Below are 14,298 nucleotides of genomic sequence, written 5' to 3'. Positions count from 1 at the left end.
TTCTGTATTTGTGCCGATATAATTTTTAGAAATATAACAGGCATATTAAAGAATAGGAGTTAAAACGATGGGTGAACTGGCGAATTGTCCAAAGTGCAATGCTTTATTTTTAAAAACAAAGCTGCAAACTGTATGTCAGGCGTGTATTAAGGAAGAAGAAAAAGCATTTGAAACTGTATATAAATTTTTAAGAAAACAAGAAAACCGACAATCCACACTTAACCGCATTACCGAAAAAACAGGTGTGGAAGAAGAGCTGATTTTAAAATTCATCAGACAAAAAAGAATTCAAATCACTCATCTTCCGAATTTGGCATATCCTTGTGAAAGGTGCGGTACATCAATACGGGAAGGCAAATTCTGCAAGGCTTGCCAGTCAGATATTGAGGGGCAAATGGACCGTTTGAACCAAGAGATCGCTTCGAAATCAAAGGGTGGAAATGGTTCTAAAGACACATACTATGCCTATAATACCAAAAACAGCTGATTCCCTAAACTAACTGAAAACGCAGTCGATAAAAGGGTTAGATTGTTTAAAGACTGCAACGGAAAGCGAGAGGAATCCTATGAAAATCAATCAATTTGGAACACAATCCGTTAATCCATATCAAAAAAATTACGATAAACAAGCCGTGCAAAAAACATCTGCACAGCCTAAAGATAAAGTTGAAATTTCTTCACAGGCAAAAGAACTCCAAAATGCATCAGACATTAAGTCTCGTCAGGAAAAAATAGCACAGCTTAAAGCTGAGATTGAAAACGGGTCCTATAAAGTGGACGGAAACAGCATTGCGGAAAACATGGTGAATTTTTATAAAAAGCAATAAAAAAGGAGAAAGCCGATGTCAGCAAAGCCAATTATTGAACAATTAAAGCGACTTTGCGTTCTGCATGAACATTTGCTCACGCTTTCTGAAGAGAAAACCGAAGCGCTAAAGGCCGGCAAAACAAAAGAGCTTTCTAACATTTTGACAAAAGAGCAAAAATATATACAAGCAATTGGACAAGTAGAAGAAGAACGGATGAAAGCAACTTCTGAATTTCTGGGTTTTGGTAAAAACAATACAGTTACAGCATGCATAAAAAAGGCTTCCGGTAAGGAAAAAAACGAGCTTGAACAGTTATTTCAATCGCTTTCTGAACAGCTTAACGGCTTAAAGGAAATAAATGAGCTGAATAAACAGCTTACGAAACAGGCATTGCAATTTATCTCCCTTACGTTTGATATGCTTGTTCCCCAGGAGAATAACATTAATTACGGACAATCAGTTCAAGCAAACCATCCGGCGGGAAGCCGATTAAAGTTATTTGATTCACAAGCTTAGAACGGAGGATTTGAACATGTCATCGACCTTTATGGGCCTTGAAACAGCAAGGCGGGCGCTAAGTGCTCAGCAGGCTGCTTTAAGCACCACTGCTAATAATGTTGCCAACGCAAATACAGATGGCTACACAAGACAAAGGGTCTCATTAGAGGCAACAAGCTCGTTTCCTGCTGTTTCAAAAAACGCGGAAAAAGTAGCGGGACAAATAGGAACCGGTGTAGAAGCGAAGTCAGTTGAAAGGATAAGAGACAGCTTTCTTGACTATCAATATCGGTTACAGAATAACAACTCGGGATATTATGATACTAGGGCTAACGCTCTCGGGCAAATGGAAGGTGTAATGAATGAAACCGATGACAGCGGTTTAAGCAGTGTGCTTAATTCTTTTTGGAAGTCATTACAGGAATTAACAAACAATTCAAATGAAGACAGCGCACGTTCTGTTGTTTCTCAAAAAGGACAGGATGTTGCTGGTGCATTTAATCATATTTCTGAGTCACTTACAAATGTTCAGTCAAATTTAAAAACTGAACTTGATAGCAGTGTCTTAGATGTTAACTCCCTGCTGTCTCAATTAAACAGTTTAAATCAGCAGATTGCACAGGTCGAACCATCGGGAAATCTTCCAAACGGCTTGTATGATCAAAGAGATGTGCTTCTTGATAAATTGTCATCTTTAGTTGATATAAAGGTCAGCTACAATAAATCAGGTGGAAATGCACTTGCCTCATCTGAAGGTACTGTATCAATCGAAATCCTTGATAAGAACAAACAGTCTCTTGGAACTGTTTTGGACGGGAAAGATTACAAGGCCACAGAGTTAAAAGTAAATTATGATGAAGAAACCGGTCTGGCAAAAAGTGTGTCTATCGGGGATTCCGAGATACAGGCAGATTCATTCAGCAGCAACGGCTCTTTGTTAGGTTTTATCCAATCATACGGGTATGTGACAGCAGATGGAGAAGAAAAAGGCATTTATCCAGAAATGCTTTCTGATCTTGATAACATGGCGCTTGAATTTGCTAAAGCTTTTAATGAGGTGCACAGAAATGGCTTAACCGCCAGCGGTGAACAAGGCGGCGATTTCTTTGACTTTAGCAGCGGGGAAGCTAATCCTGCAAAAGGAGCAGCCGCTAAGATTAAAGTGACTGACAGCATTAAAAATTCAAAAGGCCAAAACATTGCTTTTTCATTAAGCGGCGAAGCTAACGATAATTCAAATGCCACAAAACTAGCAAGTGTTTTAACCGGTAATATAACAATTAGCGGAAAAAAAACCACGGTTTTAGATTACTATGCAAGTTTAATAGGCGAATTAGGCATCAAAACACAAGAGGCGAACCGTTTAGCGGCTAACACAGAAACACAGCTGAATGCTGCTGATTTAAACCGCCAGCAAATGAGTGCAGTCTCATTAGACGAAGAAATGACCAACATGATTCAATTTCAGCATGCATACAATGCTGCCGCGCGAATGGTTACATTACAAGATGAAATGCTTGATAAAGTGATAAACGGCATGGGTGCCGGCGGAAGATAGGTGACGGGTAAATGAGAGTAACACAAGGTATGATTCAGCAAAACTCCTTGCGCTATATTGGTTCAAGCTACGCTAAGCTTGATAAACTTCAATCTCAAGTTTCATCAGGTAAAAAAATCTCTAAGGCTTCTGATGATCCGATTGTTGCTATGAAGAGTTTAAAATATAATACGCAGTTATCCCAGGTTAAACAATACCAAAGCAATGCTTCACAAGCCTTCACTTGGCTCGAAAATACAGAAACGAACATTACTGAAGGTATTGACGTATTGTCAAAAGTAAGGGATCTGGTCGTTAAAGCTAAAAATGGCCAAAATGGCGAGGCTGAATTAAAATCTATAGGCGTTGAAGTTAATCAACTAAAAGAACAGCTTCTTAATATAGCCAATACACAGGTAAATGGACGCTATATATTTAATGGGACTAATTCAGATAGCCCTCCGGTAGTGGATAATGGTGATGGAACCTATACCATACCTGACGCAGATGATGTCAATGTCAATATTTCAAGTAATATGACTTTAAAGGTGAACTCAGATCCGAAATCGGCCTTCGGAGGTACATCAGCAAGCGGTCAAAATGTATTTGAAATGCTTGAATCGCTTGAAAATGCATTAAATTCAGGATCGGTAGACGATCTGAAATCAACTTTATCAGACATTGATCAGTTTACTGACGGCATGAGTGCCGAACGTTCTGATATTGGTGCGCGATATAACCGATTAGAATTAATCAATACACGCTTAGAGACACAGGAAGAGACGGCTACAAAAGTATTATCTGATAATGAAGACGTAGAACTTGAAAAAGTGATAACCGATTTTATTGCTCAGGCAAGTGTTCACAGAGCAGCACTGGCTGTAAATGCGAAAATCGTTCAGCCTACATTGATTGATTTTTTAAAGTAAGCGGCTCTTAATGAGTCCGCTTTTTTTACAATTTAGGAGGCATTATGATGGAGATACCGATGTTAGCCATGCAAAGTATTCCTGCCAAAATTAGTTTGACAACAATTCCGGCAAGCGTAAAAATGGAGCAGCCTGAAGCGGATTTAAAAATCGAACAGCCCGAGGCTGAACTGGATATGTCAGTAACACCTTCAAAACTTACGATAGATCAAACAAAAGCTTGGGAAGACTTAGACAGGAAACATATATTTAAAAGGATAGAAGAAGCTGCACAAAAAGGCCGTCAAGATGTACTTGATGGAATAGCAAGAGCCGCAGATGAAGGAGACGAGCTCATGAGGATTGAAAATGGAGGAAACCCGATTGCTTCCCAGGCGAAAAGAAACGCTGCCCATCATCCTATTGAATTGGGAAAAAATTTCACTCCATCTCTTTCAAGAGTAAAAGTCGATTACACCCCATCGGAGCTTCATATAAACGTAACGCCGCATAAACCGGTTATTCAGGCAGCGCCGCGTAAACCAATCATTGATTATACGCCCGGAAACGTTAAGGTTGACATGCTGCAATATCCTGATTTAAAAATAGATGTAGTATATCCTAAAAAAGCGTAAGGTTGAAAAGTAAAAATGAAAAGGATCGTGAACAATGTTCATTAAAACAAAATACCATGGCCAAACGAACGTTAAAGAAGAACAAATGATTGTTTTTGAAAGCGGGCTCCCTGGATTTTCAGAAGAAAAACAGTTTGTCATTTTGCCGCTTTCAGAAGACTCTCCGTTCGTTGTCTTGCAGTCAGTCGTAACAGAGAACCTTGCGTTTATTGTCGTAAGTCCGTTCGTCTTTTTTAAAGGTTACGAATTTGATCTTAGTGAATCCGCAGCAGAGCTTTTGGAGATAGAAAATATTGAAGATGTTGAAGTCATGACAATTTTAACAATGGAAGAGCCTTTTGAGAAATCAACAGCGAATTTGCTAGCTCCAATTATTGTGAATCGTAAAAATATGCTGGCAAAGCAAGTAGTATTACACAACTCCTCATACACGACAAAGCATCCGATCGGAGGAGAATCATGTTAGTTTTATCCCGGAAAATCAATGAAGCGATTCAAATCGGCGATGATATTGAAGTGAAAATTATTGCTGTTGAAGGAGATCAGGTGAAATTGGGCATCGATGCTCCAAAGCATATTGATATTCACAGAAAAGAAATCTATTTGACGATCCAAGAAGAAAATAATCGGGCAGCTTCTTTTTCCAACAATCTATTGTCTGCGCTATCCTCACAAAAAAAGTGAGGATTTTTTTCTTTTTTGTATTAATAAATTTAAGTACAGTCCGATATTAAATATGTAACCGGCAGGAAGAACATTGGGCTTCAGCCGTTACATAATATAAGCACAAGGACGTGCTATAAAACATATTCAGGGAGGAACAATAAAATGAGAATTAATCACAATATTGCGGCATTAAACACGTACCGCCAGCTTTCAGCAAACAGCAATGCTTCACAAAAAAACATGGAGAAACTTTCTTCAGGTCTTCGCATCAACCGTGCTGGAGATGACGCTGCTGGTCTTGCGATTTCTGAAAAAATGAGAGGACAAATCAGAGGTCTGGACATGGCTTCTAAAAACTCTCAAGACGGAATCTCTCTTATCCAAACAGCAGAGGGTGCATTAACTGAAACTCACTCTATCCTTCAACGTGTGCGTGAACTAGCTGTTCAAGCTAACAACACAGGTACTCAAGATACTACTGATCTTGGAGCAATTCAAGATGAGATCGGTTCTTTACTAGAAGAAATCGGTGGCGTTGACGGAGCAAGTAAAGGTATCTCTGACCGTACTCAATTTAACGGCAAGAACCTACTTAATGGTGATTTCAGTTCTGCAAGCGGAAATCAGCTTCAATTCCAAATTGGCGCAAACGACCAACAAACTCTTACAGTAAACATCGAGGACATGTCTGTTAAATCTCTTGGAACAGCAGATACAAAAGACGCTGGTGGGAACGCAGTAGCAGGATTTAAAATTGCTGACTTAGACGTTACAAAACTAACTGGAAAAGCAGCAGATGGAACTGATCTATCAGACGAAGACAAAGCAAAATTCTCTTTTGAGAACCAACTTTCTGCTATTGACGCAGCTACTAAACAAGTTTCAACTCAACGTTCAAAACTTGGTGCGGTTCAAAACCGTCTAGAGCACACAATCAATAACCTTGGTGCTTCTTCTGAAAACTTAACAGCTGCTGAGTCTCGTATCCGTGACGTAGACATGGCTAAAGAAATGAGCGAGTTCACTAAGAACAACATTCTTTCTCAAGCTTCTCAAGCTATGCTTGCTCAAGCGAACCAACAGCCGCAATCAGTTCTTCAATTGTTACAATAACAGCACGTTCAAAAAGACCTTAGCTTTGCTAAGGTCTTTTTCTTTGTAGAAATAAATATCCCCTTTCATTAATCTTCTTCGTCAGCGTCTTCAATTTAAGATGATTTTTATTCTGAAACCGATCCTTATGTTAAAATGAAATTTTTCATAAAATGAGTAGAACTATTTACTCTTTTACTCATCATTTTACTATGAATCAACATGAGTTTTTTTCCAAAAAAACATGTAATTTAACTGAACTTAGTCGATATAAACGGTAGATCATCAAATGGGGGATGGTTAAAATTGAATATTGAACGTTTTACATCATTTGAATCTATTTGGGATGCTTATCATACTCGTATGGTAAATGGTCGAGATGAAGAGGCGGTAATAAACGGAGCAGCTTCGGAGCAAGGGGTGTCTTCACAAGTTGAACAAACGATACAGAAAGCCAACAAGCTTTTGGAGCCGTCCCAAGTTCATCTTAAGTTCGAGCTTCATGAAAAGTTAGATGAATATTATGTGAAGGTCGTTGACAGCAAAACAGAAGCGGTTATCCGTGAAATCCCGCCAAAACAATGGCTTGATTTTTATGCGGCTATGGCTGAGTTTATAGGATTACTAGTTGATAAATCAATGTAAGGTAGGAGTTGTTTGGGTATGGTAACAAGAATAACAGGTTTGGCTTCAGGTATGGATGTTGATGAAATCGTCAGCAATTTAATGAAAACAGAGCGTGTACCGCTAGATAAACTGACACAAAAAAAGCAGCTTCTTGAATGGCAGCGTGACAGCTATCGGGAAGTCAATACAAAAATAAGTGAATTACAAAATTATATTTCGCAAAATACGTTAACTTATCCAAGTGTATATAATAGTAAAACAGTTACAAGTTCAAATGAAGCAGTTGTGACAGCTACTGCGGCCAGCAGCGCTCAAAATACATCAACATCAGTTGAAGTAGCTAAACTTGCGACTTCTTCCACATATAAATCTTCCAATTATACAAGTTACACGGCTGGTGATTACAGTTTATCATTTAATGTCACCGCGCCAGGTGAAACTGAAGCAAAAACTGTAGATATCAGCATTAGCAGTACAGACACAATTGATAAGGTGATTGCTAAGATTAACAAATCAAATTTAGGGGTTTCTGCTTTTAAAGACAAAATTTATAACGGTTCTGAATATGTTGAAACCATTGCTTTCTCATCAAAAGCGACCGGAGCAGGGGGCAGTATTCAGGCAGCAGATGATACGACTGCGGGCTTTATGTCCAATCAGCTCGGATTTACACTTGATGCTGAAAATAAACTTACTGCTGATCAAAAAGGGCAAAATGCAGAAGTGAAAATCAACGGTTTTACAATGGAAAAAACCTCTAATACCTTTGCTGTAAACGGTGTAACTTACACACTAAAGGGCACAACGGAAAAAACCGGTCCCATTACAACTTCCGTTTCTACAGATGTAGACGGTATTTATAATAAAATTAAGGATTTCGTTACTAAATATAATGAATTAATTGACGGCATCAATGAAAAGCTGCAACAGACAAAATACAGAGATTATACTCCTTTAACATCTGATCAAAAAGAGGCGATGTCAGATAAAGAGGTTGAGCTGTGGGAAGAAAAAGCAAAAAGCGGCCTTTTAAGAAATGACAGTATTTTAAGCGGCGGAACAAACCAAATGAGGACTGACTTCTATTCAAACGTCACTGTAGATGGTAAATCCTATCAATTAACCGAATTCGGCATTACTACTTCAAGTACTTATTTAAAACGAGGACACTTAGAGATAAATGAAGAAAAGCTGAAAGCAAAAATAGAAGAAGATCCTCAAAGTGTGGTTAATTTGTTTGCGGGCGGTTCGAGCAGCAGCAGTTATGGTGAAAAAGGGATTATTAACCGTTTGAATGACTCATTAAAAAATACAGTCAAAAGCATAGAAAACAAAGCCGGAAATTCAACGATGACTAACAATAACTTCTCAATCGGCAAAAGTCTTAATACGGTCAGTACCGATATCACAAGTTTGAAGGACCGTCTCGCAAATATCGAAAACCGCTATTATACAAAATTCACTGCAATGGAGACGGCGATTCAAAAAATGAATGAGCAATCAACCTATTTAACGCAATTTCTTTCACAATCTATGTAATTCGGAGGGTAAAAAATGGCAATCCAAAATCCTTATACAGCTTATCAGCAAAATTCTATTAATACCGCAACTCCAGGTGAATTGACGCTTATGTTGTATAATGGCTGTTTGAAATTTATAAAACTTGCAAATCAGGCTATTCATTTGGGTGATATGGAAAGCAAAAATGTAAATCTCATCAAAGCACAAAACATTATTCAGGAATTAAATATTACTCTTAACCGTGACATTGAGCTTTCCGGTTCAATGGGAGCGATGTATGAATATATTCACCGTAAATTGGTAGAAGCGAATATACAAAGTGATAAGGATATTTTGGCTGAAATTGAGGGTTACATTACTGATTTTCGTGATGCGTGGAAACAGGCGATTCAAATCGAGCGCAAAGACCGGCACGGATCAGGCGGAATTGTATGAGGAAAACGGAGCTGTTATACAGTGAAACGAAGAACATGCTGACACATATACAAGGGACGTCTGAAAGTGACGAACTCGTTAAAGAAATCGAAGATTTTCTTTCGAAACGAGAAGGTTTAATCAAACAGATATCGCTTCCTCTTTCAGATGAAGAAAAAAATCAGATCAAACTTGTATTAACGTGGGATCAGCAGATTGTTCAGGAAATGCAAAGAATTAAGCTGTCTTTAAAAAGTGAACTGCATAAGCTGAAAAAAAAGCGTGCCGTACATACAACGTATTTAAATCCGTATAACAACATCACGGTTGACGGGCGTTATTATGACAAGCGTAAATAGGTGAGTGCCTTGAACAGAATTGAAGATTATACGCTTTTATCAGCCTATTACCATCTTCTTTTTACAATTGATGAGGGACTTTGTTATTTGATTGAGGCTGACCAAAATTTGGCGAAAACAGAAGGGGATCGGATTTATCATGATCTGATCCAAGCTTTTTTCTATTTGGACTCAACGCATTCTCTTCTTCTCCGCATATTGAAGACGAAGTGCGCCGAAATATGCATTCGAGCTTTTGACGAGGTTTTCGCTGATTTTGATCACTTGGTTTCTTTCACCTTCCCATCTCGGGAATTTTGTACTTATTTAAAAGAACATTTTCTTATACATTATAGAAAATGGATGCTTACCATCCATCAATGCATGGAGCCCTTTATTATGAATTAGATGATATGAGGACAGTTCTTTTTCTCTTTTAAACCGCATATACATATACCTCAGATCAGCTGCTATTCGGGCAAATCGCCTATAATTCGACAAAGTTCACTGAATCTTCACACAAGATTTACGTTTCAGCAGGAATTGTAAAGGGTAAAAGAGAAATAGATACATATCCTTATATAAAAGGGAGGCGTTCTTTGATGAACTATAACATCAGAGGAGAAAATATTGAGGTTACACCCGCGTTAAAGGATCATGTTGAGAAGAAGATCGGCAAGCTGGAGCGTTATTTTGAACACAGCGTGAATGCCGATGTAAACGTCAACTTGAAGTTCTATAATGATAAAGAATCTAAGGTTGAGGTTACCATTCCAATGACTGATCTGGCGCTTCGGTCTGAGGTGCATAACGAGGATATGTACAATGCAATTGATCTCGCAACGAACAAGCTGGAACGTCAAATAAGAAAGCATAAAACAAAGGTGAATCGCAAATTCCGCGAGCAAGGATCACCAAAACATTTATTCACGAACGGCAGCGCGTCTGAAACAGACGTTGCGGTTCAGGATGAAATAGACGAGGACAGCCCGGAAATTGTCCGTCAAAAACGGTTTAATTTAAAACCGATGGACAGTGAGGAAGCCATTTTACAAATGAACATGCTCGGCCATAGTTTCTTTGTTTTCACGAATGCAGAAACAAATCTGACAAACGTAGTATACCGGAGAAATGATGGGAAATATGGCTTGATTGAACCAAACGAATAATAAGCAGACCAGCCTTCCGTGATTTTCGCGGAGGGTTTTTTTCTTCATTATTAATTGCAAATTCTTTGGAAATAACAGAAGGTATGATATGATAATGAGAGGTATACATGGACCAGTAAATCATTTAAAACATGCACTGAAAAAGACATGTGAAGATAGAGGAGCGTTATAGATGCTTGGAATTTTAAATAAAGTGTTTGATCCGACAAAACGTACGCTGAATAGATACGAAAAAAAAGCGAATGAAATTGATGCGATCAGAGGAAATTATGAAAATCTTTCTGATGATGCATTGAAACATAAAACCATTGAATTTAAGGAGCGCCTTGAAAAAGGAGAGACGCCGGACGATCTTCTGGTTGAAGCGTTCGCGGTCGTACGGGAAGCTTCCCGCCGCGTAACCGGTATGTTCCCGTTTAAGGTTCAGCTTATGGGGGGCGTCGCTCTTCATGACGGGAATATTGCGGAAATGAAAACAGGGGAAGGGAAAACATTAACTTCCACGCTGCCTGTTTATTTAAACGCGTTATCAGGAAAAGGCGTACACATCGTGACGGTCAATGAATACTTGGCAAGCCGTGACGCTGAGCAGATGGGAAAAATTTATGAATTTCTCGGTTTGTCCGTCGGCTTGAATTTAAATTCCATGACGAAAGAAGAAAAACGTGAAGCATATGCGGCTGACATCACGTACTCTACAAATAATGAACTCGGTTTCGATTATTTAAGAGATAACATGGTGCTTTACAAAGAACAGATGGTGCAGCGGCCGCTTCACTTTGCCGTAATTGACGAGGTCGATTCCATTCTTGTCGATGAAGCCAGAACACCGCTTATTATTTCCGGACAAGCTGCAAAATCAACCAAGCTGTATGTGCAGGCTAATGCTTTTGTCCGTACGCTGAAGGCTGAGAAGGATTACACCTACGATGTGAAAACAAAAGGCGTACAGCTGACTGAAGAAGGAATGACCAAAGCCGAGAAAGCATTTGGCATTGACAACTTGTTTGATGTCAAAAACGTCGCGCTTAACCATCATATCAACCAAGCCTTAAAAGCGCATGCCGCCATGCAGAAGGACGTTGACTATGTGGTAGAGGACGGACAGGTTGTGATCGTCGATTCCTTTACGGGCCGTCTCATGAAAGGCCGCCGTTATAGTGAAGGTCTTCACCAGGCCATCGAAGCGAAGGAAGGGCTTGAGATCCAAAATGAAAGCATGACCTTAGCTACGATCACATTCCAAAATTACTTCCGGATGTATGCAAAGCTTGCCGGTATGACCGGTACTGCAAAAACAGAGGAAGAGGAATTCCGCAACATATACAATATGCAGGTTGTGACGATTCCGACAAACCAGCCGGTTGTTCGTGATGACCGTCCTGATTTAATTTACCGTTCAATGGAAGGAAAGTTTAAGGCCGTTGCAGAAGATGTTGCCCAGCGTTATATGACCGGACAGCCCGTTCTGGTCGGAACTGTTGCTGTTGAAACATCTGAATTAATTTCGAAGCTTTTGAAAAACAAAGGCATTCCGCATCAAGTCTTAAACGCGAAAAACCATGAACGGGAAGCTCAAATTATTGAAGAAGCCGGACAAAAAGGCGCTGTCACTATTGCCACCAATATGGCGGGGCGCGGTACGGATATTAAACTTGGCGAAGGTGTGAAGGAACTTGGCGGACTTGCTGTCGTCGGTACGGAACGCCATGAATCGCGCCGGATTGATAACCAGCTGCGAGGACGTTCAGGCCGTCAGGGAGATCCTGGTATTACACAATTTTATCTTTCTATGGAAGATGAATTAATGCGCAGGTTCGGTGCCGAACGCACGATGGCGATGCTTGACCGATTCGGAATGGACGACTCCACTCCGATTCAGAGCAAAATGGTGTCGCGCGCAGTGGAATCATCACAAAAACGTGTCGAAGGAAATAACTTTGATTCACGTAAACAGCTCCTGCAATACGATGATGTTCTTCGCCAGCAGCGTGAAGTTATTTATAAGCAGCGCTTCGAAGTGATTGACTCAGAAAACTTGCGCGACATCGTCGAGAATATGATTAAATCGTCTCTTGAACGGGCTATCGCCGCTTACACACCAAAAGAAGAGCTTCCGGAGGAATGGAAGCTGGACGGGCTTGTTGAACTGGTGAACACCACTTATCTTGATGAGGGCGCGCTTGAGAAGAGCGACATTTTCGGAAAAGAGCCAGATGAGATGCATGAGCTGATTATGGATCGGATTCTGACAAAATATAATGAAAAAGAAGAGAATTTCGGCGCTGAGCAAATGCGTGAATTTGAAAAAGTAATCGTGCTTCGCGCGGTTGATTCAAAATGGATGGATCATATTGACGCTATGGATCAGCTTCGCCAAGGTATTCATTTGCGGGCATATGCGCAGACTAACCCGCTTCGTGAGTATCAAATGGAAGGCTTTACGATGTTTGAGCATATGATCGCGTCTATCGAAGATGAAGTCGCGAAGTTTGTGATGAAAGCTGAAATTGAAAGCAACCTTGAACGTGAAGAGGTTGTACAAGGCCAAACAACGGCTCACCAGCCGCAAGACGGCGACGAATCCAAACAGGCAAAAAAAGCGCCTGTTCGTAAAGTAGTGGATATCGGCCGGAATGCGCCATGCCATTGCGGAAGCGGGAAAAAATATAAAAATTGCTGCGGACGGACTGAATAGGTTCGCGCGTGAGCGTAATGACCGGGGCGCGCCGGAGGCACATCCGGCGCCCTCGGATCTTTTAATGAGGTGAATGAAATGGAATTATCTGAAATCAGGGCAGAACTTGAAAATATGGCTTCTCGTTTAGCTGACTTTAGGGGGTCTCTTTGACCTCGAAACAAAGGAAACTCGAATCGCTGAGCTAGATGAGCAAATGGCTGATCCGGAATTTTGGAACGACCAACAAAAAGCTCAGACGGTTATTAATGAAGCAAACGGATTGAAGGATTATGTCAATTCTTATAAAAAATTGAGTGAATCGCATGAAGAGCTTCAAATGACTCACGATCTTCTGAAGGAAGAGCCAGATGAAGAGCTTCAGCTTGAGCTGGTGAAGGAATTAAAGACTTTGGCCAAGGAATTCAATGAGTTTGAACTTCAGCTTCTTCTCAGCGAACCGTACGACAAAAATAACGCCATCTTGGAACTTCATCCGGGTGCCGGCGGTACAGAGTCCCAGGATTGGGGTTCTATGCTTCTGCGAATGTACACAAGATGGGCTGAGCGAAGAGGTTTTAAAGTTGAAACCCTTGATTATCTCCCTGGTGATGAAGCCGGAATTAAGTCAGTCACGCTGCTGATTAAAGGGCACAATGCTTATGGATATATAAAAGCGGAAAAAGGCGTGCACCGTCTTGTGCGTATTTCTCCGTTTGATTCATCCGGCCGCCGCCACACATCCTTTGTTTCGTGTGACGTGATGCCGGAATTCAACGAAGAAATTGATATTGATATCCGCACGGAAGATATTAAAGTCGATACGTATCGTGCAAGCGGAGCCGGAGGCCAGCACGTCAATACGACGGATTCCGCCGTTCGGATTACTCACTTGCCGACGAATGTGGTTGTCACATGTCAAACTGAGCGTTCACAAATCAAAAACCGTGACAGAGCAATGAAAATGCTAAAGTCTAAGCTCTATCAGCGAAGAATTGAAGAACAGCAGGCGGAACTTGACGAAATTCGCGGTGAACAAAAAGAAATCGGCTGGGGAAGCCAAATCCGTTCTTACGTCTTCCATCCGTATTCGCTTGTAAAAGACCATCGTACGAATACAGAGATGGGTAACGTTCAAGCGGTCATGGACGGAGACATTGACGTATTTATAGATGCGTATTTACGCTCCAAGCTTTCTTAGGAAAAAACACACCTGTTAGTCGGGTGTGTTTTTTTGATGAATAAATAGACCAGCCTGCTGCACCGAAAATGAAAATAGGAAAATATAACCAATTCAAAAATTAGCCGGAGGCTTTTTGATTGTGGGACGACAGCATTTAGAAGAATCCTGCTTCTTTTCATTTGATCCGCTGCTGCTTTAGCATATTAATACGGTATTCGGGTGTT

Annotated in this window: 17 protein-coding genes; all 17 read left to right on the top strand. The window is 40.4% G+C overall.

Annotation, left to right across the window (positions count from 1 at the left end; translation table 11 throughout):
- Positions 1-67: 67 nt before the first annotated feature.
- The 17 genes from AAHT65_RS03490 to prfB all read left to right on the top strand — a co-directional run bounded on the left by AAHT65_RS03490 (position 68) and on the right by prfB (position 14,092).
- Positions 68-487, top strand: a complete 420-nt coding sequence (locus AAHT65_RS03490) for a TIGR03826 family flagellar region protein (protein WP_010790082.1) — start codon at positions 68-70, stop codon at positions 485-487.
- A 79-nt stretch (positions 488-566) separates the two neighbouring features.
- Positions 567-827 carry a flagellar biosynthesis anti-sigma factor FlgM gene (flgM, locus tag AAHT65_RS03485; RefSeq protein ID WP_003326722.1) on the top strand — a complete coding sequence of 87 codons (261 nt, stop codon included), beginning with the start codon at positions 567-569 and terminating at the stop codon, positions 825-827.
- Positions 828-842: 15 nt separating this feature from the next.
- The gene (locus AAHT65_RS03480) at positions 843-1,325 is read left to right on the top strand and encodes a flagellar protein FlgN (RefSeq protein WP_088118069.1); all 483 of its coding nucleotides are present in this window, start codon (positions 843-845) and stop codon (positions 1,323-1,325) included.
- 16 nt (positions 1,326-1,341) lie between these two features.
- Positions 1,342-2,865 (top strand): flagellar hook-associated protein FlgK, encoded by a 1,524-nt coding sequence (gene flgK / locus AAHT65_RS03475; protein ID WP_010790079.1) that lies wholly within the window; start codon positions 1,342-1,344, stop codon positions 2,863-2,865.
- An 11-nt stretch (positions 2,866-2,876) separates the two neighbouring features.
- Positions 2,877-3,773, top strand: coding sequence for a flagellar hook-associated protein FlgL (flgL, locus tag AAHT65_RS03470; RefSeq protein ID WP_088118067.1), 897 nt, complete (start codon positions 2,877-2,879; stop codon positions 3,771-3,773).
- Positions 3,774-3,820: 47 nt separating this feature from the next.
- Positions 3,821-4,387, top strand: a complete 567-nt coding sequence (locus AAHT65_RS03465; protein WP_003326726.1) for a DUF6470 family protein — start codon at positions 3,821-3,823, stop codon at positions 4,385-4,387.
- 34 nt (positions 4,388-4,421) lie between these two features.
- The gene (fliW, locus tag AAHT65_RS03460; protein WP_061570800.1) at positions 4,422-4,853 is read left to right on the top strand and encodes a flagellar assembly protein FliW; all 432 of its coding nucleotides are present in this window, start codon (positions 4,422-4,424) and stop codon (positions 4,851-4,853) included.
- On the top strand, positions 4,847-5,071 hold the full coding sequence (csrA, locus tag AAHT65_RS03455) for a carbon storage regulator CsrA (protein WP_003326728.1): 225 nt from the start codon (positions 4,847-4,849) through the stop codon (positions 5,069-5,071). The genes fliW and csrA overlap by 7 nt, the downstream gene beginning before the upstream one ends.
- Positions 5,072-5,215: 144 nt before the next feature.
- Positions 5,216-6,166 carry a flagellin Hag gene (gene hag / locus AAHT65_RS03450; RefSeq protein ID WP_343310984.1) on the top strand — a complete coding sequence of 317 codons (951 nt, stop codon included), beginning with the start codon at positions 5,216-5,218 and terminating at the stop codon, positions 6,164-6,166.
- Between the two features lie 285 nt (positions 6,167-6,451).
- Entirely contained in the window at positions 6,452-6,790 is a 339-nt protein-coding gene (flaG, locus tag AAHT65_RS03445) for a flagellar protein FlaG (protein WP_315915989.1), read from the top strand.
- Between the two features lie 18 nt (positions 6,791-6,808).
- Positions 6,809-8,311 (top strand): flagellar hook-associated protein 2, encoded by a 1,503-nt coding sequence (locus AAHT65_RS03440; protein ID WP_258728217.1) that lies wholly within the window; start codon positions 6,809-6,811, stop codon positions 8,309-8,311.
- 15 nt (positions 8,312-8,326) lie between these two features.
- Positions 8,327-8,728, top strand: coding sequence for a flagellar export chaperone FliS (gene fliS / locus AAHT65_RS03435; RefSeq protein ID WP_003326733.1), 402 nt, complete (start codon positions 8,327-8,329; stop codon positions 8,726-8,728).
- Complete coding sequence (locus AAHT65_RS03430) at positions 8,725-9,066, top strand: flagellar protein FliT (protein WP_106047114.1); 342 nt, start codon at positions 8,725-8,727, stop codon at positions 9,064-9,066. The genes fliS and AAHT65_RS03430 overlap by 4 nt, the downstream gene beginning before the upstream one ends.
- A gap of 9 nt (positions 9,067-9,075) precedes the next feature.
- Positions 9,076-9,453, top strand: a complete 378-nt coding sequence (locus AAHT65_RS03425) for a hypothetical protein (RefSeq protein ID WP_343310983.1) — start codon at positions 9,076-9,078, stop codon at positions 9,451-9,453.
- Between the two features lie 194 nt (positions 9,454-9,647).
- Complete coding sequence (gene hpf / locus AAHT65_RS03420) at positions 9,648-10,214, top strand: ribosome hibernation-promoting factor, HPF/YfiA family (RefSeq protein ID WP_003326736.1); 567 nt, start codon at positions 9,648-9,650, stop codon at positions 10,212-10,214.
- 172 nt (positions 10,215-10,386) lie between these two features.
- Positions 10,387-12,912 (top strand): preprotein translocase subunit SecA, encoded by a 2,526-nt coding sequence (secA, locus tag AAHT65_RS03415; RefSeq protein WP_088118063.1) that lies wholly within the window; start codon positions 10,387-10,389, stop codon positions 12,910-12,912.
- 78 nt (positions 12,913-12,990) lie between these two features.
- A protein-coding gene (gene prfB / locus AAHT65_RS03410; protein WP_099050626.1) for a peptide chain release factor 2 occupies positions 12,991-14,092 on the top strand; the annotation gives its coding sequence in 2 pieces (ribosomal slippage) (positions 12,991-13,062 and positions 13,064-14,092; 1,101 coding nt in all).
- The last annotated feature ends 206 nt before the right edge of the window (positions 14,093-14,298 follow it).

It is taken from the genome of Bacillus atrophaeus, assembly GCF_039519175.1.
GTDB classification, from domain to species: Bacteria; Bacillota; Bacilli; order Bacillales; family Bacillaceae; genus Bacillus; species Bacillus atrophaeus.
Note: the sequence above shows the minus strand (reverse complement) of the source record. Positions and strands in the feature narration are given on the sequence as shown.

What these genes read in the sequence shown, in the direction of transcription:
- flgK (WP_010790079.1), top strand. Translation starts at nt 1,342, where the DNA reads ATGTCATCGACCTTTATGGGCCTTGAAACAGCAAGGCGGGCGCTAAGT.
- AAHT65_RS03490 (WP_010790082.1), top strand. Translation starts at nt 68, where the DNA reads ATGGGTGAACTGGCGAATTGTCCAAAGTGCAATGCTTTATTTTTAAAA.
- flgL (WP_088118067.1), top strand. Translation starts at nt 2,877, where the DNA reads ATGAGAGTAACACAAGGTATGATTCAGCAAAACTCCTTGCGCTATATT.
- hpf (WP_003326736.1), top strand. Translation starts at nt 9,648, where the DNA reads ATGAACTATAACATCAGAGGAGAAAATATTGAGGTTACACCCGCGTTA.
- fliW (WP_061570800.1), top strand. Translation starts at nt 4,422, where the DNA reads ATGTTCATTAAAACAAAATACCATGGCCAAACGAACGTTAAAGAAGAA.
- flgM (WP_003326722.1), top strand. Translation starts at nt 567, where the DNA reads ATGAAAATCAATCAATTTGGAACACAATCCGTTAATCCATATCAAAAA.
- AAHT65_RS03430 (WP_106047114.1), top strand. Translation starts at nt 8,725, where the DNA reads ATGAGGAAAACGGAGCTGTTATACAGTGAAACGAAGAACATGCTGACA.
- AAHT65_RS03480 (WP_088118069.1), top strand. Translation starts at nt 843, where the DNA reads ATGTCAGCAAAGCCAATTATTGAACAATTAAAGCGACTTTGCGTTCTG.
- hag (WP_343310984.1), top strand. Translation starts at nt 5,216, where the DNA reads ATGAGAATTAATCACAATATTGCGGCATTAAACACGTACCGCCAGCTT.
- fliS (WP_003326733.1), top strand. Translation starts at nt 8,327, where the DNA reads ATGGCAATCCAAAATCCTTATACAGCTTATCAGCAAAATTCTATTAAT.
- AAHT65_RS03440 (WP_258728217.1), top strand. Translation starts at nt 6,809, where the DNA reads ATGGTAACAAGAATAACAGGTTTGGCTTCAGGTATGGATGTTGATGAA.
- csrA (WP_003326728.1), top strand. Translation starts at nt 4,847, where the DNA reads ATGTTAGTTTTATCCCGGAAAATCAATGAAGCGATTCAAATCGGCGAT.
- AAHT65_RS03465 (WP_003326726.1), top strand. Translation starts at nt 3,821, where the DNA reads ATGGAGATACCGATGTTAGCCATGCAAAGTATTCCTGCCAAAATTAGT.
- secA (WP_088118063.1), top strand. Translation starts at nt 10,387, where the DNA reads ATGCTTGGAATTTTAAATAAAGTGTTTGATCCGACAAAACGTACGCTG.